This is a genomic window from Salmonella sp. SAL04162 (genome assembly GCF_046551535.1).
Classification (GTDB): domain Bacteria; phylum Pseudomonadota; class Gammaproteobacteria; order Enterobacterales; family Enterobacteriaceae; genus Salmonella; species Salmonella enterica.
In genome coordinates this window covers 1-23,793 of the sequence record NZ_JBGDVX010000012.1, presented here as the reverse complement: position 1 = coordinate 23,793, position 23,793 = coordinate 1, and the positions used below count along the sequence as shown (strand labels likewise).

General features: G+C 51.6%; 20 protein-coding genes and 2 pseudogenes. 14 read left to right on the top strand and 8 right to left on the bottom strand.

The window, feature by feature from the left end; translation table 11 throughout:
• Positions 1–24 precede the first annotated feature (24 nt).
• The 6 genes and pseudogenes from ACLJRH_RS20245 to ACLJRH_RS20220 all read left to right on the top strand — a co-directional run.
• Positions 25–2,061: an alpha-glucosidase gene (locus ACLJRH_RS20245; protein WP_023137056.1), complete on the top strand. Its 2,037-nt coding sequence runs from the start codon at positions 25–27 to the stop codon at positions 2,059–2,061.
• A gap of 45 nt (positions 2,062–2,106) precedes the next feature.
• A complete protein-coding gene (locus ACLJRH_RS20240; protein ID WP_000084250.1) occupies positions 2,107–3,489 on the top strand; it encodes an MFS transporter in 1,383 nt (460 codons plus the stop codon).
• A gap of 45 nt (positions 3,490–3,534) precedes the next feature.
• The gene (locus ACLJRH_RS20235; RefSeq protein WP_000064888.1) at positions 3,535–4,956 is read left to right on the top strand and encodes an MFS transporter; all 1,422 of its coding nucleotides are present in this window, start codon (positions 3,535–3,537) and stop codon (positions 4,954–4,956) included.
• Positions 4,957–5,023: 67 nt separating this feature from the next.
• Positions 5,024–5,716, top strand: a complete 693-nt coding sequence (ompL, locus tag ACLJRH_RS20230; protein ID WP_000838829.1) for a porin OmpL — start codon at positions 5,024–5,026, stop codon at positions 5,714–5,716.
• Between the two features lie 157 nt (positions 5,717–5,873).
• A pseudogene (locus ACLJRH_RS20225) lies at positions 5,874–5,981 on the top strand (cytoplasmic protein); the annotation flags it as partial.
• Positions 5,982–6,053 (top strand): annotated as a pseudogene (locus tag ACLJRH_RS20220) (hypothetical protein); the annotation flags it as partial.
• A gap of 54 nt (positions 6,054–6,107) precedes the next feature.
• Here ACLJRH_RS20220 and typA read toward each other — a convergent pair.
• Complete coding sequence (typA, locus tag ACLJRH_RS20215) at positions 6,108–7,931, bottom strand: ribosome-dependent GTPase TypA (RefSeq protein ID WP_000572064.1); 1,824 nt, start codon at positions 7,929–7,931, stop codon at positions 6,108–6,110.
• Between the two features lie 375 nt (positions 7,932–8,306).
• Between typA and glnA the strand changes: the two genes are divergently transcribed.
• The 4 genes from glnA to ACLJRH_RS20195 all read left to right on the top strand — a co-directional run bounded on the left by glnA (position 8,307) and on the right by ACLJRH_RS20195 (position 12,681).
• Positions 8,307–9,716, top strand: a complete 1,410-nt coding sequence (gene glnA / locus ACLJRH_RS20210) for a glutamate--ammonia ligase (RefSeq protein WP_001271699.1) — start codon at positions 8,307–8,309, stop codon at positions 9,714–9,716.
• A gap of 274 nt (positions 9,717–9,990) precedes the next feature.
• Complete coding sequence (gene glnL, locus ACLJRH_RS20205) at positions 9,991–11,040, top strand: nitrogen regulation protein NR(II) (RefSeq protein WP_000146189.1); 1,050 nt, start codon at positions 9,991–9,993, stop codon at positions 11,038–11,040.
• 8 nt (positions 11,041–11,048) lie between these two features.
• On the top strand, positions 11,049–12,458 hold the full coding sequence (gene glnG, locus ACLJRH_RS20200; RefSeq protein ID WP_001188782.1) for a nitrogen regulation protein NR(I): 1,410 nt from the start codon (positions 11,049–11,051) through the stop codon (positions 12,456–12,458).
• A gap of 112 nt (positions 12,459–12,570) precedes the next feature.
• Complete coding sequence (locus ACLJRH_RS20195) at positions 12,571–12,681, top strand: YshB family small membrane protein (RefSeq protein WP_001578131.1); 111 nt, start codon at positions 12,571–12,573, stop codon at positions 12,679–12,681.
• Positions 12,682–12,770: 89 nt separating this feature from the next.
• Here ACLJRH_RS20195 and hemN read toward each other — a convergent pair whose 3' ends face one another.
• The 3 genes from hemN to ACLJRH_RS20180 all read right to left on the bottom strand — a co-directional run bounded on the left by hemN (position 12,771) and on the right by ACLJRH_RS20180 (position 15,191).
• Positions 12,771–14,144, bottom strand: a complete 1,374-nt coding sequence (gene hemN / locus ACLJRH_RS20190) for an oxygen-independent coproporphyrinogen III oxidase (protein ID WP_000003520.1) — start codon at positions 14,142–14,144, stop codon at positions 12,771–12,773.
• Positions 14,145–14,332: 188 nt separating this feature from the next.
• Positions 14,333–14,848 carry a Der GTPase-activating protein YihI gene (gene yihI, locus ACLJRH_RS20185; protein ID WP_000743292.1) on the bottom strand — a complete coding sequence of 172 codons (516 nt, stop codon included), beginning with the start codon at positions 14,846–14,848 and terminating at the stop codon, positions 14,333–14,335.
• Between the two features lie 118 nt (positions 14,849–14,966).
• Positions 14,967–15,191 (bottom strand): hypothetical protein, encoded by a 225-nt coding sequence (locus ACLJRH_RS20180; RefSeq protein ID WP_001541209.1) that lies wholly within the window; start codon positions 15,189–15,191, stop codon positions 14,967–14,969.
• A 239-nt stretch (positions 15,192–15,430) separates the two neighbouring features.
• Between ACLJRH_RS20180 and yihA the strand changes: the two genes are divergently transcribed.
• Positions 15,431–16,063 (top strand): ribosome biogenesis GTP-binding protein YihA/YsxC, encoded by a 633-nt coding sequence (gene yihA, locus ACLJRH_RS20175; RefSeq protein WP_000183327.1) that lies wholly within the window; start codon positions 15,431–15,433, stop codon positions 16,061–16,063.
• Between the two features lie 334 nt (positions 16,064–16,397).
• Here the strand turns inward: yihA and polA are convergent, their stop codons facing one another.
• Entirely contained in the window at positions 16,398–19,184 is a 2,787-nt protein-coding gene (gene polA / locus ACLJRH_RS20170; protein ID WP_023137055.1) for a DNA polymerase I, read from the bottom strand.
• Between the two features lie 387 nt (positions 19,185–19,571).
• Here polA and ACLJRH_RS20165 point away from each other — a divergent pair, with 387 nt between their 5' ends.
• Positions 19,572–20,480 (top strand): acyltransferase, encoded by a 909-nt coding sequence (locus ACLJRH_RS20165; protein WP_000196891.1) that lies wholly within the window; start codon positions 19,572–19,574, stop codon positions 20,478–20,480.
• 12 nt (positions 20,481–20,492) lie between these two features.
• On the opposite strand, the gene dsbA is transcribed toward ACLJRH_RS20165, so the two are convergent.
• The 3 genes from dsbA to ACLJRH_RS20150 all read right to left on the bottom strand — a co-directional run bounded on the left by dsbA (position 20,493) and on the right by ACLJRH_RS20150 (position 22,465).
• Positions 20,493–21,116, bottom strand: coding sequence for a thiol:disulfide interchange protein DsbA (gene dsbA, locus ACLJRH_RS20160; protein WP_000725364.1), 624 nt, complete (start codon positions 21,114–21,116; stop codon positions 20,493–20,495).
• A gap of 16 nt (positions 21,117–21,132) precedes the next feature.
• Positions 21,133–22,119, bottom strand: coding sequence for a serine/threonine protein kinase (locus ACLJRH_RS20155; RefSeq protein WP_000999264.1), 987 nt, complete (start codon positions 22,117–22,119; stop codon positions 21,133–21,135).
• Between the two features lie 76 nt (positions 22,120–22,195).
• Positions 22,196–22,465 carry a YihD family protein gene (locus ACLJRH_RS20150; RefSeq protein ID WP_000649858.1) on the bottom strand — a complete coding sequence of 90 codons (270 nt, stop codon included), beginning with the start codon at positions 22,463–22,465 and terminating at the stop codon, positions 22,196–22,198.
• Between the two features lie 69 nt (positions 22,466–22,534).
• Here ACLJRH_RS20150 and mobA point away from each other — a divergent pair, with 69 nt between their 5' ends.
• Together mobA and mobB are read left to right on the top strand one after the other, a co-directional pair.
• Positions 22,535–23,119 carry a molybdenum cofactor guanylyltransferase MobA gene (mobA, locus tag ACLJRH_RS20145; RefSeq protein WP_023137054.1) on the top strand — a complete coding sequence of 195 codons (585 nt, stop codon included), beginning with the start codon at positions 22,535–22,537 and terminating at the stop codon, positions 23,117–23,119.
• Positions 23,116–23,631 (top strand): molybdopterin-guanine dinucleotide biosynthesis protein MobB, encoded by a 516-nt coding sequence (gene mobB / locus ACLJRH_RS20140; RefSeq protein ID WP_023892294.1) that lies wholly within the window; start codon positions 23,116–23,118, stop codon positions 23,629–23,631. The genes mobA and mobB overlap by 4 nt, the downstream gene beginning before the upstream one ends.
• Positions 23,632–23,793 lie beyond the last annotated feature (162 nt).

Below are 23,793 nucleotides of genomic sequence, written 5' to 3'. Positions count from 1 at the left end.
TACCCTACATTCACGGAGATTACAATGAATTCTCTACCACAACGGTCAACCGATTTTGAACTGACAACATCACAGGATGGTTTTGCACTTAGCTGGCAGCAGCGCCTGATTTTACGCCACAGCGCCGAAACCCCCTGTCTGTGGATTGGCGCGGGCGTTGCCGACATTGATATGTTCCGCGGCAACTTCAGCATCAAAGACAAACTTAACGAAAAGATTGCATTAACGGAGGCCACCGTCAGCGAGCTACCCGACGGCTGGCTGGTACAATTCAGCCGTGGCGCAACAATTAGCGCCACCCTTCGCATCTCCGCCGATGAGGCGGGACGCCTGACGTTGGATCTGCAAAACGACGACCTGCACCATAACCGTATCTGGTTACGCCTCGCAGCTAATCCAGACGACCATATCTACGGCTGCGGCGAACAGTTCTCTTATTTCGATTTGCGCGGCAAGCCGTTCCCGCTGTGGACCAGCGAACAGGGCGTTGGCCGTAATAAAACCAGCTATGTCACCTGGCAGGCAGACTGTAAAGAGAATGCCGGCGGCGACTATTACTGGACCTTCTTCCCGCAACCGACCTTTGTCAGCACGCAGAAGTATTACTGCCACGTCGATAATAGCTGCTATATGAATTTCGACTTCAGCGCGCCGGAGTATCACGAACTGGCGCTGTGGGAAGATAAAACTACGCTGCGTTTTGAGTGTGCCGACACCTACATCGCCCTGCTGGAAAAACTGACTGCGCTGTTAGGTCGCCAGCCGGAGCTGCCGGACTGGGTTTATGACGGCGTCACGCTAGGCATTCAGGGCGGTACGGAAGTTTGCCAGCAAAAACTGGATACCATGCGCAACGCAGGCGTAAAAGTGAACGGTATTTGGGCGCAGGACTGGTCCGGTATCCGCATGACCTCCTTTGGCAAGCGCGTGATGTGGAACTGGAAGTGGAATAGCGACAACTATCCACAGCTGGATAGCCGGATCAAACAGTGGAAAGAAGAAGGCGTCCAGTTCCTCTCTTATATCAACCCATACGTCGCCAGTGATAAAGACCTCTGCGCTGAGGCGGCGAAACACGGCTATCTGGCGAAAAACGCCACGGGCGGCGACTATCTGGTCGAGTTTGGCGAATTCTATGGCGGCGTGGTCGATCTGACCAATCCTGAAGCTTACGACTGGTTCAAAGACGTCATCAAAAAGAACATGATCGCGCTCGGCTGCAGCGGCTGGATGGCGGATTTCGGCGAATATCTGCCGACCGACACGTATCTGCACAACGGCGTCAGCGCCGAGATCATGCATAACGCCTGGCCTGCGCTGTGGGCGAAATGTAACTACGAAGCGCTACAGGAGACCGGCAAGCTCGGCGAGATCCTGTTCTTTATGCGTGCGGGTTACACCGGCAGTCAGAAATATTCCACCATGATGTGGGCTGGCGACCAGAACGTTGACTGGAGCCTTGATGATGGTCTGGCCTCTGTCGTGCCTGCGGCATTGTCGCTGGCGATGACCGGCCATGGTCTGCATCACAGCGATATCGGCGGCTACACCACCCTGTTTGACATGAAACGCAGCAAAGAGTTGCTGCTGCGCTGGTGCGATTTCAGCGCCTTTACGCCGATGATGCGCACCCATGAAGGCAACCGCCCCGGCGATAACTGGCAGTTCGACGGCGACGCGGAAACTATTGCCCACTTTGCCCGCATGACCACCGTCTTTACCACGCTGAAACCGTATCTCAAGCAGGCGGTGGCGCAAAACGCGGCTACCGGTCTGCCGGTCATGCGTCCGCTATTCCTGCACTACGAGAACGATGCCGCAACCTACGCCCTGAAATATCAATATCTGCTCGGTCAGGATCTGCTGGTCGCGCCGGTTTATGAGCAGGGGCGTTGCGATTGGACGCTGTACCTGCCGGAAGATCACTGGGTGAATATCTGGACCGGCGAAGCTCACCACGGCGGTGAAATTACCGTGGATGCGCCCATTGGCAAGCCGCCGGTCTTCTATCGCGCGAAGAGCGAGTGGGCTTCACTTTTTGCTTCTTTACGGAATATCTAATACGGCTCGCCCGCAGGGAAACCTGCGGGCAGATGGAGAAGAATAATGAGTCAAACATCATCGAATCCGGCAACCCTACGCTTGCCGTTTAAAGAAAAACTTGCCTATGGACTGGGGGATTTAGGTTCCAATATCCTGTTAGATATCGGGACCCTCTATTTACTCAAATTTTATACCGATGTGCTGGGTTTACCAGGGACTTACGGCGGGATCATTTTCCTGATCGCCAAATTTTTCACCGCATTTACCGATATGGGTACCGGCATTATGCTCGACTCGCGGCGTAAAATTGGTCCGAAGGGCAAATTCCGCCCGTTCGTGCTTTACGCGGCATTTCCGGTAACGCTACTGGCGATTGCTAACTTTGTCGGCACACCGTTTGAGGTGACGGGAAAAACCGTCGTCGCAACGATGCTGTTTATGCTGTATGGGCTGGTTTTCAGCATGATGAACTGCTCGTATGGCGCGATGGTGCCCGCGATTACCAAGAACCCGGATGAACGCGCCTCGCTTGCCGCGTGGCGTCAGGGCGGCGCCACTCTCGGCCTGCTGCTGTGTACCGTTGGCTTTGTGCCGGTCATGAACCTGATCGAAGGCAATGCCCAGCTCAGCTATATTTTCGCCGCCACGCTATTTTCATTGTTTGGCCTGCTATTTATGTGGCTGTGCTACGCCGGCGTTAAAGAGCGCTACGTCGAAGTGAAACCTGTCGATAACGCGCAAAAGCCCGGATTATTGCAGTCGTTCCGCGCCATCGCCGGTAACCGTCCGCTGTTTATTCTGTGTATCGCCAACCTTTGTACTCTCGGCGCCTTCAACGTCAAACTGGCGATTCAGGTTTATTACACACAGTACGTTCTTAACGACCCGATCCTCCTCTCCTGGATGGGCTTCTTTAGCATGGGCTGTATTTTTATCGGCGTCTTTTTGATGCCCGGCGCAGTAAGGCGTTTTGGCAAGAAGAAAGTCTATATCGGCGGGCTGTTAATATGGGTGGCGGGCGATCTGCTCAACTACTTCTTTGGCGGCGGCTCGGTCAGTTTTGTCGCCTTCTCCTGCCTGGCGTTCTTCGGTTCCGCCTTCGTCAACAGCCTGAACTGGGCGCTGGTTTCCGACACGGTGGAGTACGGTGAATGGCGCACCGGCGTCCGCTCGGAAGGGACGGTTTACACCGGCTTCACCTTCTTCCGTAAGGTCTCCCAGGCGCTGGCAGGGTTCTTCCCCGGCTGGATGCTGACGCAAATCGGTTATATCCCGAATGTGGTGCAATCGGCAGGCACCGTCGAAGGCCTACGCCAGTTGATCTTTATTTATCCTTGCGTGCTGGCGGTCATCACCATTATTGCGATGGGCTGTTTCTACAACCTCAACGAGAAGATGTACGTGCGAATTGTGGAAGAGATTGAGGCCCGGAAACATACGGTTTAACAACAATAAAATATAACGCCCTGCGGGGCGTTTTGAGAGGCGATTATGTCTAATCATGATCCGCTAACGCTAAAGTTGAGCCTGCGGGAAAAATGCGCCTATGGCGTGGGCGATTTCGGCTCAAATCTGATGCTGTGTATCGGTACGCTGTATCTACTGAAGTTTTATACCGATGAACTCGGGATGCCTGCATATTACGGTGGAATTATCTTTCTGGTGGCGAAATTCTTCACTGCTTTTACCGATATGCTCACCGGCGTATTGCTGGATTCACGCCGTAATATTGGCGCAAAAGGAAAGTTTCGGCCTTTTATTCTGTATGCGTCATTTCCGGTGGCTCTGGTTGCTACTGCGCAATTCTTTGCCACTCACTTTACTTTACCCGTTAAAACAGCCTTCGCGACGGTGCTGTTTATGTTGTTCGGTCTGTTCTACAGCCTGATGAACTGCTCATACGGCGCGATGGTACCCGCTATTACCAAAAATCCGCATGAGCGGGCCCAGCTCGCCGCATGGCGACAAGGCGGCGCTACCATTGGCCTTCTTCTTTGTACCGTAGGTTTTATGCCCATTCAGGCGCTGTTTACCCGTTCCCCTTCGCTGGGTTATCTGATTGCAGCAGTCATTTTTTCGGTCTGCGGGCTGTTCAGCATGTGGTGGTGCTTTAGCGGGGTGAAAGAACGGTATATCGAAACCGTACCTGACACGCATAAACCCAGCATATTGAAATCCTTCTGCGCGATTTTTCGTAATCCGCCGCTGCTGGTGCTCTGCGTCGCCAATTTGTGCACGCTGGCCGCCTTTAATATCAAGCTGGCCATTCAGGTTTATTACACTCAGTACGTGCTGAACGATATTCATTTGTTGTCATGGATGGGTTTTTTCAGCATGGGCTGTATCCTGATTGGTGTTTTATTAGTACCTGCTGCGGTAAAACGCTTCGGGAAAAAACAGGTTTATCTTGGTGGTCTGATATTGTGGGCCGTTGGCGATATCCTGAATTTTATCTGGGGTGGAACGTCATTCCTGTTTGTTATTTTCTCTTGTATCGCCTTCTTCGGTACCGCTTTCGTCAACAGCCTGAACTGGGCGCTGGTTCCGGATACGGTTGACTACGGTGAATGGAAAACGGGTATTCGCGCTGAAGGCTCGGTATATACGGGTTATACCTTTTCCCGCAAAATTTCCGCTGCGCTTGCTGGCTTTTTGCCAGGTATTATGCTGACGCAAATCGGTTATATCCCCAACATAGCTCAAAGTGACACCACGTTGCTTGGTTTGCGTCAGCTCATTTTTTTATGGCCTTGCGGTCTTGCCATTATCGCAGCACTAACGATGGGCTTTTTTTATAAGCTCAATGAACAACGTTTCGCTTTTATTATCGAGGAAATTGCCCAACGAAAGAAAACAGGTAATCAAATTGTCGCGACTAATAATAAACAAAGTATTTCTACTGTAAATAATTAAACGACGCTTGCCGCTTTATCCATCCCGATGGATGGCGGCTTCCCTATATTTGAAAAATGGATTTATTATGAAATCTCTGAATACTCTAGTGATATTAACTTCAGTAATATCCACCTCTGTTTTTGCTGGCGCTTATGTAGAAAACCGTGAGGCCTATAACCTGGCGTCTGACCAAATGGAGTTTATGCTGCGCGTCGGCTATAACTCCGATATGGGGGCCGGAATTATGTTGACCAATACCTATACGCTACAGCGTGATGATGAATTAAAGCACGGTTATAATGAGATTGAGGGCTGGTATCCGTTATTTAAACCTACAGATAAATTAACCATTCAGCCAGGGGGGTTAATAAACGACAAAAGCATTGGTTCCGGCGGCGCCGTCTATCTGGATGTTAACTATAAATTTACCCCGTGGTTTAATCTTACGGTACGTAACCGATATAATCACAATAATTATAGTTCAACCGATTTGAATGGCGAACTGGATAATAATGACAGCTATGAAATCGGTAACTATTGGAATTTTACCATTACCGATAAATTTTCTTATACCTTTGAACCACACTATTTTTATAACGTTAATGATTTTAATAGTAGTAATGGTACGAAGCATCATTGGGAAATCACTAATACCTTCCGTTATCGTATCAATGAACACTGGTTGCCCTACTTTGAATTACGCTGGTTAGATCGTAACGTGGGTCCCTACCATAGAGAGCAAAACCAGATTCGTATCGGGGCGAAGTATTTCTTCTGATATTATTGCCTCTATTTTCCGAATCTGCATCACAGCGGGTAGTTGTTCTGCCCGCTCATTCATCCTGAATCAGACTCCCGATATCCTGCCCCTAAGCGCCATGATAATATTCACAAAGCGTTTTACCGTATTCATGCTTATAAGAGAAGGGAAACAAATGAATAAGCGATTTAATATTGATTGGGACAATGAATTAACCCAGGAACAGCTCATTAATTTAATTTTAACCGATGAAGATCTGCCAAAGCTTCGCTCGCTGACCATTGTCATTGGTCGGCATAATACGCCAGCGATTGCTGATTTTTTGGCAACCTTATCTCTTTATCAATGTGAATAAAAAAACCCCGCCGAGTTTTCATTTCGACAGGGTTTTTATCCGTAAGAACGTTAATTACTCTTCTTTCTGACCACGGTTCGCACGGCGGCGATCGTTTTCCGTCAGGTGACGTTTACGGATACGGATAGAGGTTGGGGTGACTTCTACCAGTTCGTCGTCATCAATGAACTCCAGCGCTTGCTCAAGGCTCATTTTAATTGGCGGAACCAGAATCACCGCTTCATCCGTACCGGACGCACGCATGTTGGTCAGTTTCTTACCGGTCAGGCAGTTTACCGTCAGGTCGTTGGAGCGACTGTGAATACCAATAATCTGGCCTTCGTAAACTTCCGCGCCGTGACCCAGGAACAGCTTACCGCGATCCTGCAAACCGAACAGCGCAAACGCCACCGCTTTACCCTGACCGTTGGAGATCAGTACGCCGTTCTGACGCTGGCCCACTTCACCCGGACGAATATCGTCGTAATGGCTGAAGGTGGAGTACAGCAGACCCGTACCGGAAGTCATGGTCATAAATTCTGAACGGAAACCAATCAGCCCACGGCTTGGGATCACGTAGTCGAGACGTACGCGGCCTTTACCGTCCGGATTCATGTTTTTCAGGTCGCCTTTACGCTCGCCCAGCGCCTGCATGACAGACCCCTGGTGCTGCTCTTCGACGTCCAGCGTCACGTTTTCGTACGGCTCTTGTTTACGACCGTCGATTTCACGGAAGATAACTTTCGGACGGGAAACCGCCAGTTCGAAACCTTCACGACGCATATTTTCAATCAGCACGGACAGGTGCAGTTCGCCACGACCGGATACACGGAACGCATCCGCATCTTCGGTTTCTTCAACGCGCAACGCCACGTTATGCACCAGCTCTTTGTTCAGACGGTCAAGAATCTGACGAGAAGTCACAAACTTACCTTCTTTACCGCAGAACGGCGAGGTGTTAACGCAGAAGAACATAGACACGGTCGGCTCATCAACGGACAGCGCCGGCAGCGCTTCAACGTTCTGCGGGTCGCAGATGGTGTCGGAAATGTTCAGCTCGCCCAGACCGGTGATCGCAATGATATCGCCCGCTTCGGCGATATCGCTGTCGATACGCTCCAGACCCAGATGCGTCAGCACTTTACCTACTTTCGCGTTACGGGTTTTCCCTTCACTATCGATGATAGTGACCTGCTGGTTCGGCTTCACTTTGCCGCGTTTGATACGGCCAATGCCGATAACGCCAACATAGTTGTTGTAGTCCAGCTGGGAGATCTGCATCTGCAACGGACCATCGAGGTCAACGTCCGGCGCCGGAACATGATCAACGATCGCCTGATACAGCGGGGTCATGTCTTCCGCCATATCTTCGTGGTCCAGACCCGCGATACCGTTCAGCGCCGAAGCGTAGATGATCGGGAAGTCCAGCTGTTCGTCGGTCGCGTCGAGGTTAACAAACAGGTCGAATACCTGGTCAACAACCCAGTCAGGGCGCGCGCCAGGACGGTCAACCTTGTTGATAACCACAATAGGTTTCAGGCCATGAGCAAAGGCTTTTTTGGTCACGAAGCGCGTTTGCGGCATCGGGCCGTCAAATGCGTCAACCACCAGCAGCACAGAGTCAACCATGGACATGACGCGCTCTACTTCACCACCGAAGTCAGCGTGCCCGGGAGTATCAACGATGTTGATACGGTAATCATTCCATTTAATAGCGGTGTTTTTAGCGAGGATAGTAATACCACGCTCTTTCTCCAAATCGTTGGAGTCCATCACTCGCTCTTGAGTTTCGGCACGCGCGTCGAACGTACCGGATTGCTGGAGCAGCTTATCAACCAGGGTAGTTTTACCATGGTCAACGTGCGCGATGATGGCGATGTTACGCAAATTTTCGATCACAACTTTGCCTCAGGCATTAGAAATAGCGCGTTATTGTACACGGATTAATCGCACTACAAAACAGGATCACAAACATCCTCCGCAAACAAGTATTGCAGAGTCTCTTTGTGATCGCTTTCACGGAGCGTTAAAAGGGTGGCTTGCGTTCTATTGCACCAATGTGGTGCTTAATGTTCACATTGAAGCACTATTTTGGTGCAACATAGTCACCGTGGTGCAGCCCTTTTGCACGATGGTGCGCATGATAACGCCTTTTGGGGGCAATGTGAAAGTTGGCACAGATTTCGCTTTATATTTTTACGGCGACACGGCCAGCAGAATTGAAGATCTCGTTACCACGACGACCGACCATGACCAATCCGGGAGAGTACAAGTATGTCCGCTGAACACGTTTTGACGATGCTGAACGAGCACGAAGTGAAGTTTGTCGATCTGCGCTTCACCGATACCAAAGGCAAAGAACAGCACGTCACGATTCCTGCTCATCAGGTAAATGCCGAATTCTTTGAAGAAGGCAAAATGTTTGACGGCTCCTCTATCGGCGGCTGGAAAGGCATTAACGAATCCGACATGGTGCTGATGCCCGATGCGTCCACTGCGGTTATCGACCCGTTCTTCGCGGACTCTACCCTGATTATCCGTTGCGACATCCTGGAGCCTGGCACTCTGCAAGGTTATGACCGTGACCCACGTTCCATCGCAAAACGTGCGGAAGACTACCTGCGCGCGACCGGTATCGCCGATACCGTCCTGTTTGGGCCGGAACCTGAATTCTTCCTGTTCGACGACATCCGCTTCGGCGCATCTATCTCCGGCTCACATGTTGCGATTGACGATATTGAAGGCGCCTGGAACTCCTCTACCAAGTACGAAGGCGGCAACAAAGGCCATCGTCCGGGCGTGAAAGGCGGTTATTTCCCGGTTCCGCCAGTCGACTCCGCGCAGGATATCCGTTCTGAAATGTGTCTGGTCATGGAGCAGATGGGCCTGGTCGTTGAAGCGCACCACCACGAAGTAGCGACCGCAGGTCAGAACGAAGTGGCGACCCGCTTTAACACCATGACCAAAAAAGCCGACGAAATTCAGATTTACAAATATGTCGTGCATAACGTGGCTCACCGCTTCGGTAAGACCGCGACCTTTATGCCAAAACCGATGTTCGGCGATAACGGTTCCGGTATGCACTGCCACATGTCGCTGGCGAAGAACGGCACCAACCTGTTCTCTGGCGACAAATATGCCGGTCTGTCTGAGCAGGCGCTGTACTACATCGGCGGCGTCATCAAACACGCCAAAGCCATCAACGCCCTGGCGAACCCGACCACCAACTCCTACAAGCGTCTGGTCCCGGGTTACGAAGCGCCGGTGATGCTGGCCTACTCCGCCCGTAACCGTTCCGCCTCCATCCGTATTCCGGTGGTGGCGTCTCCGAAAGCGCGCCGTATCGAAGTTCGCTTCCCGGACCCGGCGGCTAACCCATATCTGTGCTTTGCCGCCCTGCTGATGGCCGGTCTGGACGGGATTAAGAATAAGATTCACCCGGGCGAAGCCATGGACAAAAACCTGTATGACCTGCCGCCGGAAGAAGCGAAAGAGATCCCACAGGTAGCGGGTTCTCTGGAAGAAGCGCTGAACGCGCTGGACCTGGACCGCGAGTTCCTGAAAGCAGGCGGCGTGTTCACGGATGAAGCGATCGATGCGTATATTGCGCTGCGTCGCGAAGAAGATGACCGCGTGCGTATGACCCCGCACCCGGTAGAGTTTGAGCTGTACTACAGCGTTTAATCGTATATTAAAGATCCGACGAATTTCGCGTTGCTGCAAGGCGGCAACTGAGCACATCCCCAGGAGCATAGATAGCGATGAGACTGGGGTAAGCGAAGGCAGCCAACGCAGCAGCAGCGTGAAAGGCGTCAGGAGTTTTTGAGTTGCCGTGGAAACTTTCAGCCCATCCCAGGATGGGCTTTTTTCTCCACCAACAATCTGATCTCACGCGCTTTTTAGTGGTAAAAAGCTATAATGCACTAAAATGGTGCAACCTTTTCCAGGAGACTGCTGAATGGCAAGCGGCATACAGCCCGATGCTGGGCAGATCCTCAATTCGTTAATCAACAGCGTGCTGGTGGTCGACGACGCGCTGGCAATCCATTACGCCAACCCTGCCGCGCAGCAGTTGCTCGCGCAAAGCTCACGCAAACTGTTCGGGACGCCGTTACCTGAACTGTTGAGCTATTTTTCGTTAAACATTGACCTGATGCGCGAAAGTTTAGCGGCAGGGCAAGGCTTTACCGATAACGAAGTGACGCTGGTGATTGATAGTCGCTCGCATATTCTCTCTTTGACCGCCCAACGTCTGCCCGACGATTTTATACTGCTCGAAATGGCGCCGATGGATAACCAGCGTCGTCTGAGTCAGGAGCAGTTGCAGCACGCGCAGCAAATCGCCGCCCGCGATCTGGTGCGCGGTCTGGCGCACGAAATCAAAAATCCGCTCGGCGGCCTGCGCGGCGCGGCGCAGCTACTCAGCAAGGCGCTGCCCGACCCGGCGCTAATGGAATATACCAAAGTCATCATTGAACAGGCCGACAGACTACGCAACCTTGTCGATCGTTTGCTGGGGCCGCAGCACCCGGGAATGCACATTACCGAGAGCATACATAAAGTCGCGGAGCGCGTGGTGGCGCTGGTGTCGATGGAACTGCCGGATAATGTCCGGCTTATCCGCGATTACGACCCCAGTCTGCCAGAACTGCCGCATGACCCGGAACAAATTGAGCAAGTACTGCTGAATATTGTCCGCAATGCCTTGCAGGCGCTGGGGCCGGATGGCGGCGAAATTACGCTGCGTACCCGTACCGCCTTCCAGTTAACGCTGCATGGCGAACGCTATCGCCTGGCGGCGCGTATAGACGTTGAAGACAATGGGCCGGGCATTCCTCCCCATTTACAGGATACGCTGTTCTACCCGATGGTCAGCGGTCGCGAAGGCGGCACCGGGCTTGGGTTATCTATCGCCCGCAATCTTATCGATCAACACGCCGGCAAAATTGAATTTACCAGTTGGCCGGGGCATACCGAGTTTTCGGTTTACCTGCCGATTCGGAAATAGAGGAGTTTATGCAACGAGGAATAGTCTGGGTCGTCGATGATGATAGTTCCATCCGTTGGGTGCTTGAGCGTGCTCTCGCCGGGGCAGGGTTGACCTGTACCACCTTTGAGAATGGTAATGAAGTACTGGCTGCGCTGGCCAGTAAAACGCCGGACGTCTTGCTGTCGGATATCCGAATGCCGGGAATGGACGGGCTGGCGCTATTAAAGCAGATTAAACAGCGTCACCCGATGCTTCCGGTCATCATTATGACCGCGCATTCCGATTTAGATGCCGCCGTGAGCGCCTATCAGCAGGGGGCGTTTGATTATCTGCCTAAACCGTTTGATATTGATGAAGCCGTCGCTCTGGTCGAGCGCGCGATTAGCCACTATCAGGAGCAGCAGCAACCGCGTAATATCGAGGTTAACGGCCCGACAACAGACATGATAGGCGAAGCGCCCGCCATGCAGGATGTGTTTCGCATTATTGGTCGGCTGTCGCGTTCTTCGATTAGCGTGTTGATTAACGGCGAATCAGGAACTGGTAAAGAACTGGTCGCCCATGCGCTACATCGTCATAGCCCGCGCGCCAAAGCGCCGTTTATCGCGCTCAATATGGCGGCCATCCCGAAAGATTTGATTGAATCCGAACTGTTTGGCCATGAGAAAGGCGCTTTTACCGGGGCGAATACCATCCGGCAGGGCCGTTTCGAGCAGGCTGACGGCGGCACGCTGTTTCTGGACGAAATTGGCGATATGCCGCTGGATGTCCAGACTCGTCTGTTACGCGTGCTGGCTGACGGACAGTTCTACCGCGTGGGCGGGTACGCGCCGGTAAAAGTGGATGTGCGCATTATCGCCGCCACCCACCAGAACCTCGAACGACGCGTTCAGGAAGGGAAATTCCGCGAAGACCTGTTCCACCGCCTGAACGTGATTCGTATCCATCTTCCGCCGTTGCGCGAGCGCCGTGAGGATATTCCGCGCCTGGCGCGCCATTTTTTGCAGGTCGCCGCCCGTGAATTAGGCGTGGAAGCCAAATTATTACATCCGGAAACCGAAACGGCGTTAACGCGCCTGGCATGGCCTGGTAACGTGCGTCAGTTAGAAAATACCTGCCGCTGGCTCACCGTCATGGCCGCCGGACAGGAGGTATTGATCCAGGATTTACCGGGCGAACTGTTTGAAGCCTCGGCGCCGGATAGCCCGTCCCACCTGCCGCCGGATAGCTGGGCTACATTACTGGCGCAATGGGCGGACCGCGCCTTGCGATCCGGTCATCAAAACCTGCTTTCTGAAGCGCAGCCAGAACTGGAAAGAACGCTACTGACCACGGCGTTACGCCATACGCAGGGTCATAAACAGGAAGCCGCCAGGCTGCTCGGTTGGGGGCGAAACACCCTAACGCGGAAGTTGAAAGAGCTGGGAATGGAGTAAGCATTACCCGCGAGTGTAAAGATTAATAATTGAGCGCAAAACGCTGCTATTTTGCGCTTTACTGTTCCGATGAGTTCAGTATGATCATGCCCGGCAAACGGGGGGATTCATTATGTTAGAATCTATTATTAATCTGGTATCGAGTGGAGCGGTCGACAGCCACACGCCACAAACTGCGCTAGCCGCCGTATTGTGTGCCGCGCTGGTGGGACTGTTCAGCTGACAATGTGCCGGATGGCGCTAATGCTTATCCGGCCTACAGGTTGTCGCAACGTGTAGGCCCGGTAAGCGCAGCGCCACCGGGCAACCCGGCTAAATGACGCGCGAGAACTGCTGCATCCGCGCTTTCTGGCGCAGATACGCGTCAAAGCACATGCAGATATTGCGGATCAGCAAACGACCTTTCGCCGTCACCTGAATTCCCTTCTCGCTAATATCCACCAGCCCATCTTTTGCCAGCGGCGACAGTAACTGCAAATCTTCGGCAAAATACTCAGCGAAATGCAAACCCCACTGTTGTTCGACAGCGTTAAAATCCAGGCGGAAGTTACAAATCAGCGCTTTGATAACATCGCGACGAATGCAATCATCACGGGTCAGCGTAATACCACGCCATAGCGCATTGCCCCGCTCATCCACTTGCTGGTAATAACGCTTCAGCTCTTTCTGGTTCTGCATGTAGCCATCGCCAATCATGCTGATAGCAGAAACCCCCATCCCCAGCAGATCGGTATCGCCCTGGGTCGTATAGCCCTGAAAATTACGGTGCAGCACGCCTTCGCGCTGCGCGACGGCCAGTTCGTCGTCCGGACGGGCAAAATGGTCCATCCCGATAAACTGATAACCAGCCTGAGTAAGCGATACGATCGTCTCCTGCAAAATATCCAGTTTCTGCTGCGCGCTGGGTAAATCGGCATCTTTAATTTTACGCTGGGCGGCAAAAAGCGTTGGCAGATGCGCATAGTTAAAGACGCTCAAACGATCGGGGTTCAGTTCCGTCACACGCTTCAGCGTGAAAGCGAAGCTTTCCGGCGTCTGTTTCGGTAGACCGTAGATCAAATCGATATTGGTCGAGGTAAAGCCGATATCGCGGGCGTGATTAAGCAGCGCAAAGATGAATTCTTCATCCTGCTCGCGGTTAACCAGGCGCTGCACCTCTTTATTAAAGTCCTGCACCCCCATACTCAGGCGGTTAAAACCTTCCGCACGTAAATGATCGAGCACATCCAGCTCAATTTCACGGGGATCGACTTCGATCGAGATTTCCGCGTCGGTATTAAAGTGGAAATTTTCACGCAACAGCGTCATTAAGCGGCTGATTTGCGCTTTATTCAGGTAAGTAGGCGTACCGCCGCCCCAGTGAAGCTGGCTGACATGACGGTCTGCAAACAGCGGCGCGCGATGACGAATTTCCTGCTCAAGCGCGTCAAGATACTGGTCAGCTTTATGCTGTTGGCGGGTGACAATCTTGTTGCAGCCGCAGAAATAACACAACTTGTGACAAAACGGGATATGCACATACAGCGAGAGCGGACGTTCAGGATAACGCGCCACAGCCTGCAAGAATGCGGCGTCCTCGAAGTCTTCAGAAAACTCCAGCGCGGTTGGGTACGAGGTATATCGTGGCCCGGAATAGTTATATTTCTGGATCAGGGCCAGATCCCAGTCTATTTGCTGTTCAGACATGCTCACTCCTTCCGATGGCGTCTCTGGCGGGTACGGCGTACCGGCTTCACGCCATGACGGGCGGCAAGCCGGCTGCGCAGCCATTTCTGTCGCCGCGACAATCGCTGTAGTTTAACGAATAACCACACCAGATAACATATAACCGGAAGGGTTATAAGCAGGACGGGCAAGCCCACGGTGTAAACCCGTTAGTTGCCGCCTCTTAGCAGGCGCATCATATCTTCCTGCTTCTCGTCCTCTTCGTCGTCTTCTTCGTCGTCATCGTAAGACAGACCAAGCTTCTGCATCAGTTCATCAATACGATCCAGTTTGGCATCTACCCAGGCTTGATCTTCCGCACTCAGGGTTTCGCCCGCTTCCAGACGTTCTAACAGCGCATCCAGGCGCTCATCCGTTTCCAGTAAATCCAACTCCGCCTGCGGTGAAAGCATAGGTTTCTCACTTTTCGGTTTATGCTGTTGGGTCACTTTTTCAGTCACGCCCAATGGAACAGGTGTTTTACTGCCAATACGTGGATCTTTTTGTTGATTCTGATTGCCGCCGCCCGAAGCGGAATTGCCGCCCGCCGCGCGACTTCCCGGCGCATGACCGCGATGTTTTTTCAGGCGTTTACGGTCGCGCGCCTCCTGGTTTAACTCTTCACGCGTTTTACGACGCTGTTTGCCAAAGGCTTTACTGCGCGGTGCAGAGGTTGGTTTTTTCATGATGTCAGATCTTTAAGCCGTTTTATTCAGTATAGAATTGAGGCGGAATCTAGCAGAAAGCAAGCAAAGAAAAAAGGCGACAGAGTAATCTGCCGCCTTTTTTCTTGACTCACGACCCTTAACGGGTTCCACCATCCCTGTTGGCTATCAACACGCCCTGTTTTTCCCTTAGCCTGGAACATTCCATGTTGTTTCCATTTCCTTTTACTAACGTCTCCGGACGTTTGTCTTCCTGACAATCCTGTGTCTTCGCCTCCTGGCGCTCCTGACCCTCATCCTGAGTCGTTGATCCTGTTAGCGTCCTCGCTATGTGCATTACTTTACTCTTTTGGGGTAAACTCACAAGATACCGACACGGCAAATCCCTTTTTTTCAGACAATTACCTTTCTATAAATTCATGATTTAACTATATTAACTGGCTTTGAGCCTGACAACGACTCTGTCATGTCGCATAAGTGCAATGGACAATGTCTCACAAAGCGTATGGCTTTTACTTACAGCACCGCCGCGCCGAAAAATCCGTCTTTTGCTGGCGTTCAGGTATAATCGCCACAATGCTTTGACTGACGGAGACGACCGCTTTGACTAACCTGAATTATCAACAGACGCATTTTGTGATGAGTGCGCCTGATATTCGCCATTTACCTTCCGATTGCGGAATTGAAGTGGCTTTTGCTGGCCGTTCCAATGCAGGCAAATCCAGCGCCCTGAACACATTGACCAACCAAAAAAGCCTGGCGCGCACCTCTAAAACGCCGGGCCGTACCCAATTGATTAACCTGTTTGAAGTCGTAGATGGCAAACGGTTGGTCGACCTGCCGGGCTATGGCTACGCGGAAGTCCCGGAAGAGATGAAACGCAAGTGGCAACGCGCGCTGGGGGAATATCTGGAGAAACGTCAAAGCCTACAGGGCTTAGTCGTTTTAATGGATATCCGCCATCCGTTGAAAGACCTCGACCAACAGATGATCCAGTGGGCTGTAGAGAGCAATATCCAGGTTCTGGTTCTGCTGACCAAAGCGGACAAACTGGCCAGCGGCGCGCGCAAGGCGCAGTTGAATATGGTACGTGAAGCCGTGCTGGCTTTTAATGGCGATGTGCAGGTAGAAGCGTTTTCCTCGCTGAAAAAGCAGGGCGTGGATAAGTTACGTCAGAAGCTGGATAGCTGGTTTAGCGAACTGGCACCGGTCGAAGAGATTCAGGACGGGGAATAATCATCCGCTATGCCGGATGGCGCCGCTGCGCGTCTTATCCGGCCTACGGTGCGAGCGAAACTTTTCTTACGTCCAATAAAAAACGCCCCAGTCATAAACTGACTGGGGCGGCTAAAATATTCAGCCAAATCCGATTACGTGAAGTAAAAGGTCTGAAAGATAGAACATCTTACCTCTGTACCCTACGTGAATAACTTTACTCTTTTTTGAGCAACACAGAAAGACCTTTTCGTAATTTTTTTTCATTCTTTACATAGGGAATTCTAATGCCCATCACAAAACCCCCGTGCTTATGTTGCTTAATTACGAAAAAAGCGCGTTATTCCTTAAATGCTTAGTGCGCTTGATCCCAATTTTCTCCGCTACCGACTTCCACCAGCAACGGCACATCAATACGCGTGCAGTTTTCCATCAACTGATGGATACGTTTTGATACCGCATCTAAGTCGTCTTTATGCACCTCGAACACTAATTCATCGTGTACCTGCATAATCATCCGCACGCGCGGCTGCTCGGCCTGTAGCCAGGCATCGACGGCAATCATGGCGCGCTTGATGATATCGGCAGCCGTTCCTTGCATGGGAGCATTGATCGCCGCGCGTTCCGCCCCCGCGCGCCGCGCCGCGTTGCTGGATTTAATATCCGGCAGGTAAAGGCGGCGTCCCTCCAGCGTTTCCACATAACCTTGTTCTTTTGCCTGAGCGCGTGTGCGCTCCATATATTCCAGCACGCCAGGGTAGCGTTCGAAGTAGAGATCCATATACTTCTGCGCCTCTTTACGCGGAATATTAAGCTGGCAAGAAAGACCGAAGGCGCTCATCCCGTAAATCAGGCCAAAGTTAATGGCTTTCGCACTTCGGCGCTGTTCCCCGGTCACGCTATCCAGCGGCAAGCCAAAGACTTCCGCCGCCGTTGCGCGGTGAATATCCTTCCCTTCGGCGAACGCCGTAAGCAGTCCTTTATCACGGGAAAGATGCGCCATAATACGCAGCTCAATCTGTGAATAGTCCGCAGATACGATGAGATAATCCTCAGGCGCAATAAATGCCTGACGAATGCGGCGGCCTTCTTCATTGCGCACCGGAATATTTTGCAGGTTCGGATCGGTGGACGATAAACGTCCCGTCGCCGTTACCGCCTGATGATAGGAGGTGTGGACGCGCCCGGTTTTCGGGTTAATCATCAGCGGCAGCTTATCGGTATAGGTGGATTTTAGCTTCGCCAGACCACGATACTCCAGAATCACTTTCGGCAGCGGATAGTCCAGCGCCAGCTCCTCCAGCACCTCTTCCGACGTTGACGGCGCGCCGCCAGGCGTTTTCTTCAGCGGCTTAATACCCTGCTTTTCAAACAGGATGGTCTGCAACTGCTTCGTTGAGGACAGGTTGAACGCCTCGCCCGCAATGTCATGCGCTTTCTTTTCCAGTTCCGCCAGACGTAGTGTGATTTCTTCCGAATGTTTGTGCAGGACGGCAGGATCGATTTTTACGCCATTGCGCTCAACGCGTGACAGCACCGGCACCAGCGGCATTTCGATGTTTTCGAAAACATTCAGCGGGCCTTTGTGCTGCTGGAGCTCTGGCCACATTTTGAGATGCAACTGTAACGTGACATCCGCATCTTCTGCCGCATAGCGCCCCGCTTCCTCCAGTGCGATCTGGTTAAAGGTGAGCTGGTTTTTACCTTTACCGGCAATGTCTTCAAAGGTGATAGTTTTGTGCTTCAGCCAACGATCGGACAAGCTGTCCATATCATGGCGTCCGGCGACGCTGTTCAGAATGTAAGACTCAAGCATGGTATCGAAGGCGATACCGCGCAGCTCAATACCGTAATTTTGCAAGACGCCGCGATCGTACTTGAGGTTTTGCCCCACTTTGCGCACTTTTTCATCTTCCAGCAGCGGCTTCAGCAGTTCCAGAGCACGCTGGCGGGAAATTTGATCCGGAGCGTCCAGATAATCATGCGCGACAGGTACATACGCGGCAACGCCAGGTTCGATGGCAAACGAGAGGCCCACCAGGTTGGCGGCGATATTATCCAGGCTGTCGGTCTCCGTGTCGAAAGCAAAAACTGGCGCTTTTTTCAGCTTTTCAATCCAGCTTTCCAGCGTAACGTCGTCCAGAATAGTGACATAATTTTCATAAGAGAGCGCCGCTGCCGGTTCGCTGGGCGATTCATCAATAACGACCGTTTCCTGCGGTTTGGCCGCCGGTTTCGCGCCCTTTGCCTGTAGCCATTTGCCGGACTCAACGTCCGCCGTCCAACGCTTAAACTCATATTTTTTAAACAGGCCCAGCAGTTCATCCGCAATCGGCTGCTGTACTTCAAGCTGTTCGCAGGTCAGCTCCAGTTCAACATCCGTTTTAATGGTGGCGAGTTTATAAGACAGGTACGCTACGTCTTTATTCTGCGCTAATTTAGCGGCCATCGTTTTGGCGCCGCGGAAAGTGAGACCGGCAATTTTTTCCGGCTCGGCGTACAGCGTATCCAGGCCGCCCAATCCCTGAAGCAAAGCTTGCGCCGTCTTCTCACCCACGCCAGGTACGCCTGGAATATTATCCGAGGAGTCCCCCATCAGCGCCAGAAAGTCGATAATCAGCTCAGGCGGCACACCGTACTTATTAACGACTTCATCCGGGCCGAGGATGGTGTTAGTCATGGTGTTGATCAGCGTAATATTCGGCGTCACCAACTGTGCCATATCTTTATCGCCGGTGCTGATTAATACCGGACGCCCCACCTTCTCCGCTTCTCGCGCCAGTGTACCGATAACGTCATCCGCTTCTACGCCAGAGACCGCCAGCAGAGGTAACCCCATGGCTTTAACCATGGCATGTAACGGCTCTATTTGCGCACGCAGATCATCCGGCATCGGAGGGCGATGCGATTTGTAATGTTCAAAGAGCTCATCACGGAAGGTTTTTCCTTTGGCGTCAAACACCACCGCAGCATGCGTCGGCTGATACTGCATGATCAGGCTGCGCAACATGTTGAGGACACCATACATTGCGCCCGTAGGTTCTCCCGCGCTGTTGGTTAACGGCGGAAACGCATGATAGGCGCGATAGAGATAGGATGAGCCATCTACGAGAATAAGTGGATTTTCTGGGATCTGAACCATAATGTCCGTGCCTGTTTAACAGATTATGGTTAAAGGATGCCACATACAGGAGGAAAACTTGAGTTTTTCGCCGCATTTGCGGAAAAGTTTTGTCGATCTTCAGGATCGCTCGCAAAAAAACCTGTGGATAACTTTGTGTGTAAATTCTTACCATTACTTTAAAATCAGCGCGATAGCCTTCTCCTCTTAATAATTACCCATTATTTTCAATGAGTTGTTAACATCACGTTTTTCTGATTATCTGATTCATGCCGTTATCATAATGTGGATAGTTGTTACGAGTGTTTCTATTTCACTCAGTGCCATCATTAGCATCGTTTTCTGATAGAATCAGCCTCTTGCGCCCTTTTCGCGCACCGTTTATGGCTAACTTTTGAATAATTTATTATGACGAGAATACTCGCGGCTATCACGCTCCCATTGAGTATCGTATTGACCATCCTGGTCACTATTGTTTGCTCAGTACCGATCATCATTGCCGGTATGGTAAAGCTCCTTTTGCCTGTTCCCGGTATCTGGCGCAAGGTCTCCATTTTCTGCAATTTCATGATGTATTGCTGGTGTGCTGGTCTTGCAGCGCTGTTACGCCTTAATCCGCACTTGCAATGGGATGTAGAAGGGTTAGAAGGGCTGAGCAAGAAAAATTGGTATTTACTGATTTGTAATCATCGTAGCTGGGCCGATATCGTTGTGCTTTGCGTTCTGTTCCGCAAGCATATCCCAATGAATAAGTACTTTCTTAAACAGCAATTGGCCTGGGTGCCGTTCATTGGCCTGGCGTGCTGGGCATTAGATATGCCGTTTATGAAGCGCTACTCCCGTAGCTACCTGCTCCGCCACCCCGATCGACGCGGCAAAGATGTTGAAACAACTCGTCGCTCTTGCGAAAAGTTTCGTCGGTATCCCACCACTATCGTTAACTTTGTTGAAGGCTCGCGATTTACGCATGAGAAACGTCAGCAAACGCATTCACCTTATCAACATCTGTTGCCGCCAAAAGCAGCCGGGATTGCAATGGCGATTAATGTTTTAGGCTCACAGTTCGATAAGCTGCTTAATATTACGTTGTGTTACCCAAACAACGATAGTCACCCCTTCTACGATATGCTAAGCGGTAGGCTGACGCGTATTGTTATTCGGGTGCAACTGGAACCCATAAATGAAGAACTGCACGGCGATTACGTGAACGACAAAACATTCAAACGCCGTTTTCAACGTTGGCTTAATACGCTGTGGGATAAGAAAGATATACAGATAGAAGAGATTAAAACATCTTATAAAAACGCCGGTCAGTGACCGGCGTTCTTTTTATTTTTTATCAACCAAATATTTCACGGTATCAGCATACTGCTGAACAAAAACATCCATGCTGCTGGTATCCATGCCTTGTGGGTTAATCTGATATTTGCCATTGACGAACATCGCCGGAACGCCCTGCAGTTGCAGGTCAGCCGCGGCCTTCTCCTGTTGCGCAACCAGTGATTTCACCACGAAGCTGTTCCATGCCGCATCGTAATCTTCGCCTTTGACGCCCGCATCAACGAACACTTTACGGATATCCGCGGCAGATTGTACTGTCTGGGTTTTCTGTACGGCTTCAAACAGCGGGACCGTGACTTTATCTTCTACACCCAACGCCATCGCCACCGCCCATGCCTGGGTGAGCTCCTTGCCCAACGGCCCCAGGAACTCAACGTGGTACTTGGTCATTTTGGTGCCTTCCGGCAGCTTTTTCTTCACATTGTCAGACACATGAAGCACTTCTTCAAACTGATAACAATGTGGGCAGTAGAAGGAGAAAAACTCCAGTACCTGGGGTTCGCCAGCGACCGGTTTATCCAGCGTGATATACTGTTTACCGTCGCTGATCTGTGCTGCCGAGGCGCTAAAAGCTAAAACCATACCAGCCAGCGCCAGCCAAATCTTTTTCATGATCAACTCTCTCCGATTAATACATTGGCGTTAATTGTAAAGGGGGTTCGTGCAAAATTTTAGTCTGCTCAATAAAAGTCGTTGTCTGTCGCTGCCAGTAATCTTCCCCTGTTAACCAGGGAAAGTTTTTTGGAAACGCAGGATCGCCCCAACGACGAATCAACCAGGCAAGATAATAAACTAAACGCATGGCACGTAAAGGTTCAATGAGGCCAATTTCAGCCGTATCGAACTCACTAACTTCTTCATAAGCTTCAATAATGGTTTCAAGCTGCATTCGCTGTTCGGCTTTGTCGCCGTTCAGCAGCATCCATAAATCCTGTATCGCCGGACCGTTACGGGCATCATCTAAATCGACAAACAGCGGTCCATCACGCCATAGAATGTTGCCGGCATGACAATCGCCGTGCAATCGCAGCGTGGCGAAATCGGTGCGCCAGCATTCGGTAACTGCAGACAGTAGAGTATCAGTGGCTTTCAGGAAAGCCGCTTTTTGCCCGGAGGGAATCAGTGCGGCATCTTCGAATACCTGACGAGGTTCAAAAAGATACTCTGCAAGCCCAATGTCAGGCCGGAAAGTGAAAGGACGTTTTCGCCCCGTCTGATGCAATCGACCAAGATAACGCCCTACCGCCTCCATCTGATCAATATTGTCTGCTTCAAACTGACGACCGCCTACGCTGGGGAAAATGGCATAATGATAGCCCTGATGCGCTAACAGCGTCTGGCCATTAAACGCGAGCGGAGCAGCAACCGGAACCTCATCCTTCACCAGTTCAAGCGCGAATTGGTGTTCTTCCCGAATTTGATCAACAGACCAGCGTTCAGGACGATAAAACTTAACGACAAAACGTCGACGGTCTTCATCCTGAAACTGATAGACGCGGTTTTCATAACTGTTTAGTGGAGTCAGCCCGGAATCCACCCTGATCCCCTGTTCAAACAGCGCATCCATGATGGTTTCCGGGTGTAGCGTCTGGAAAGTAAAAGCGTTGTCGTTCATCCCATCATCCGGAAAATACTACGAATGATTCAGGATATCATTTCGTGACGATTTCGGTGGCGCCGCTTACAAGGTTTTACTCTTTAATAACGCCGCGGGCGCGTAAAAGCGCCGTTTTAAAGTCCTCTTCATAGTCTTTTTGAATCCCTGGAATGGCGGCGTCTTTGGCGGAATCGCGCATTTTCAGATGGTAGATCAGGATATCATCAGTTAAATCTTCCAGTTTGCCGTCAAAACCTGACTCTTTCGCCAGTTTCTGCAAAAATTGCGTCAGATTAAGATCAGGCTCTTTCTGCCAGGCTGGCTGGAGGAGTTCAATGACTTCATTCAGGCGTTTACATTTCATAGCTGTGCTCCTTATTCTTGATACAGACACGGTAGCAGGGTCAATCCCACAATAAAAGAGGCGATATCGGTGAATCTGGATGAAGTAATAACCGGCGTGGTGCTGGCAGGCGGTAAAGCCCGGCGGATGGGAGGTGCGGATAAAGGTTTGCTTGAACTGGACGGGAAACCGCTCTGGCGACACGTTGCCGACGCGCTCGCGCCACAACTTGCTACGGTCGTCATTAGTGCTAATCGCCATCTGGATATCTACCAGGCCAGCGGCCTGAAAGTCATTCCGGATTCAATCGCTGACTTTCCCGGTCCGCTGGCGGGTATGCTTTCCGTTTTTCAGCAGGTAGCAGGCGACTGGTTTCTGTTTTGTCCCTGTGACAATCCCTGTATCCCCCACAACCTGGTCGATCGTTTAGCAGCGCAGCGTCATGGCGCACCCGTGGTTTGGGTTCATGATGGAGAACGCGATCATCCAACGATCGCGTTGATTAATCGTGCCGTTGAGCCCCAGTTGGCAGATTATTTGCAAGCAGGCGAGCGGCGGGTAATGATTTTTATGCGCCAGGTAGGCGGACACGCCGTTGATTTCAGCGATTGTAAGGAGGCATTTGTGAACGTCAACACGCCGGAGGAACTCGCGCAATGGCAAAAGAGACCATGATACCGCTACTCGCCATTGCCGCGTGGAGCGGCACGGGAAAAACAACACTGCTGAAAAAACTGATCCCAGCACTTTGTGCGCACGGTATTCGGCCAGGGCTGATTAAGCATACCCATCATGATATGGATGTCGATAAGCCGGGTAAAGATAGCTACGAGCTGCGTAAAGCCGGGGCGGCACAGACGCTGGTTGCCAGTCAGCAGCGCTGGGCGTTAATGACGGAAACGCCGGAGCAAGAAGAGTTGGATCTGGCATGGCTGGTGAGTCGGATGGATGCATCAAAACTGGATCTGGTGCTGGTAGAAGGGTTTAAACACGAAGCAGTTGCGAAGATCTTACTTTTTCGTCAGGGATGTGGGAACAGCGAGGAAGAATTAATTCTTGATGAGCATGTTATTGCGGTTGCCAGTGATATTCCACTTGCCGTAGCGGTACCCGTTTTGGATCTTAATGATGTATCGCAGATTTCTGCCTTCATTTTGCGGTGGTTAGAGAAAGCACGCACCTTGTAGGCCGGATAAGGCGAAGCTGCCATCCGGCGGTGCATCCCCCTTTCAGAACGCAAAAAAGCCCATCCGTCAGGATGGGCTTCTTCACTTATTTGATGCCTGGCAGTTCCCTACTCTCGCATGGGGAGACCCCACACTACCATCGGCGCTACGGCGTTTCACTTC

Bases quoted from the DNA above. Each gene is read 5' to 3' on its own strand.
- ACLJRH_RS20245 (WP_023137056.1), top strand. From the start codon at position 25: ATGAATTCTCTACCACAACGGTCAACCGATTTTGAACTGACAACATCA.
- ACLJRH_RS20240 (WP_000084250.1), top strand. From the start codon at position 2,107: ATGAGTCAAACATCATCGAATCCGGCAACCCTACGCTTGCCGTTTAAA.
- ACLJRH_RS20235 (WP_000064888.1), top strand. From the start codon at position 3,535: ATGTCTAATCATGATCCGCTAACGCTAAAGTTGAGCCTGCGGGAAAAA.
- ompL (WP_000838829.1), top strand. From the start codon at position 5,024: ATGAAATCTCTGAATACTCTAGTGATATTAACTTCAGTAATATCCACC.
- glnA (WP_001271699.1), top strand. From the start codon at position 8,307: ATGTCCGCTGAACACGTTTTGACGATGCTGAACGAGCACGAAGTGAAG.
- glnL (WP_000146189.1), top strand. From the start codon at position 9,991: ATGGCAAGCGGCATACAGCCCGATGCTGGGCAGATCCTCAATTCGTTA.
- glnG (WP_001188782.1), top strand. From the start codon at position 11,049: ATGCAACGAGGAATAGTCTGGGTCGTCGATGATGATAGTTCCATCCGT.
- ACLJRH_RS20195 (WP_001578131.1), top strand. From the start codon at position 12,571: ATGTTAGAATCTATTATTAATCTGGTATCGAGTGGAGCGGTCGACAGC.
- hemN (WP_000003520.1), bottom strand. From the start codon at position 14,144: ATGTCTGAACAGCAAATAGACTGGGATCTGGCCCTGATCCAGAAATAT.
- yihI (WP_000743292.1), bottom strand. From the start codon at position 14,848: ATGAAAAAACCAACCTCTGCACCGCGCAGTAAAGCCTTTGGCAAACAG.
- polA (WP_023137055.1), bottom strand. From the start codon at position 19,184: ATGGTTCAGATCCCAGAAAATCCACTTATTCTCGTAGATGGCTCATCC.
- ACLJRH_RS20165 (WP_000196891.1), top strand. From the start codon at position 19,572: ATGACGAGAATACTCGCGGCTATCACGCTCCCATTGAGTATCGTATTG.
- dsbA (WP_000725364.1), bottom strand. From the start codon at position 21,116: ATGAAAAAGATTTGGCTGGCGCTGGCTGGTATGGTTTTAGCTTTTAGC.
- ACLJRH_RS20155 (WP_000999264.1), bottom strand. From the start codon at position 22,119: ATGAACGACAACGCTTTTACTTTCCAGACGCTACACCCGGAAACCATC.
- ACLJRH_RS20150 (WP_000649858.1), bottom strand. From the start codon at position 22,465: ATGAAATGTAAACGCCTGAATGAAGTCATTGAACTCCTCCAGCCAGCC.
- mobB (WP_023892294.1), top strand. From the start codon at position 23,116: ATGATACCGCTACTCGCCATTGCCGCGTGGAGCGGCACGGGAAAAACA.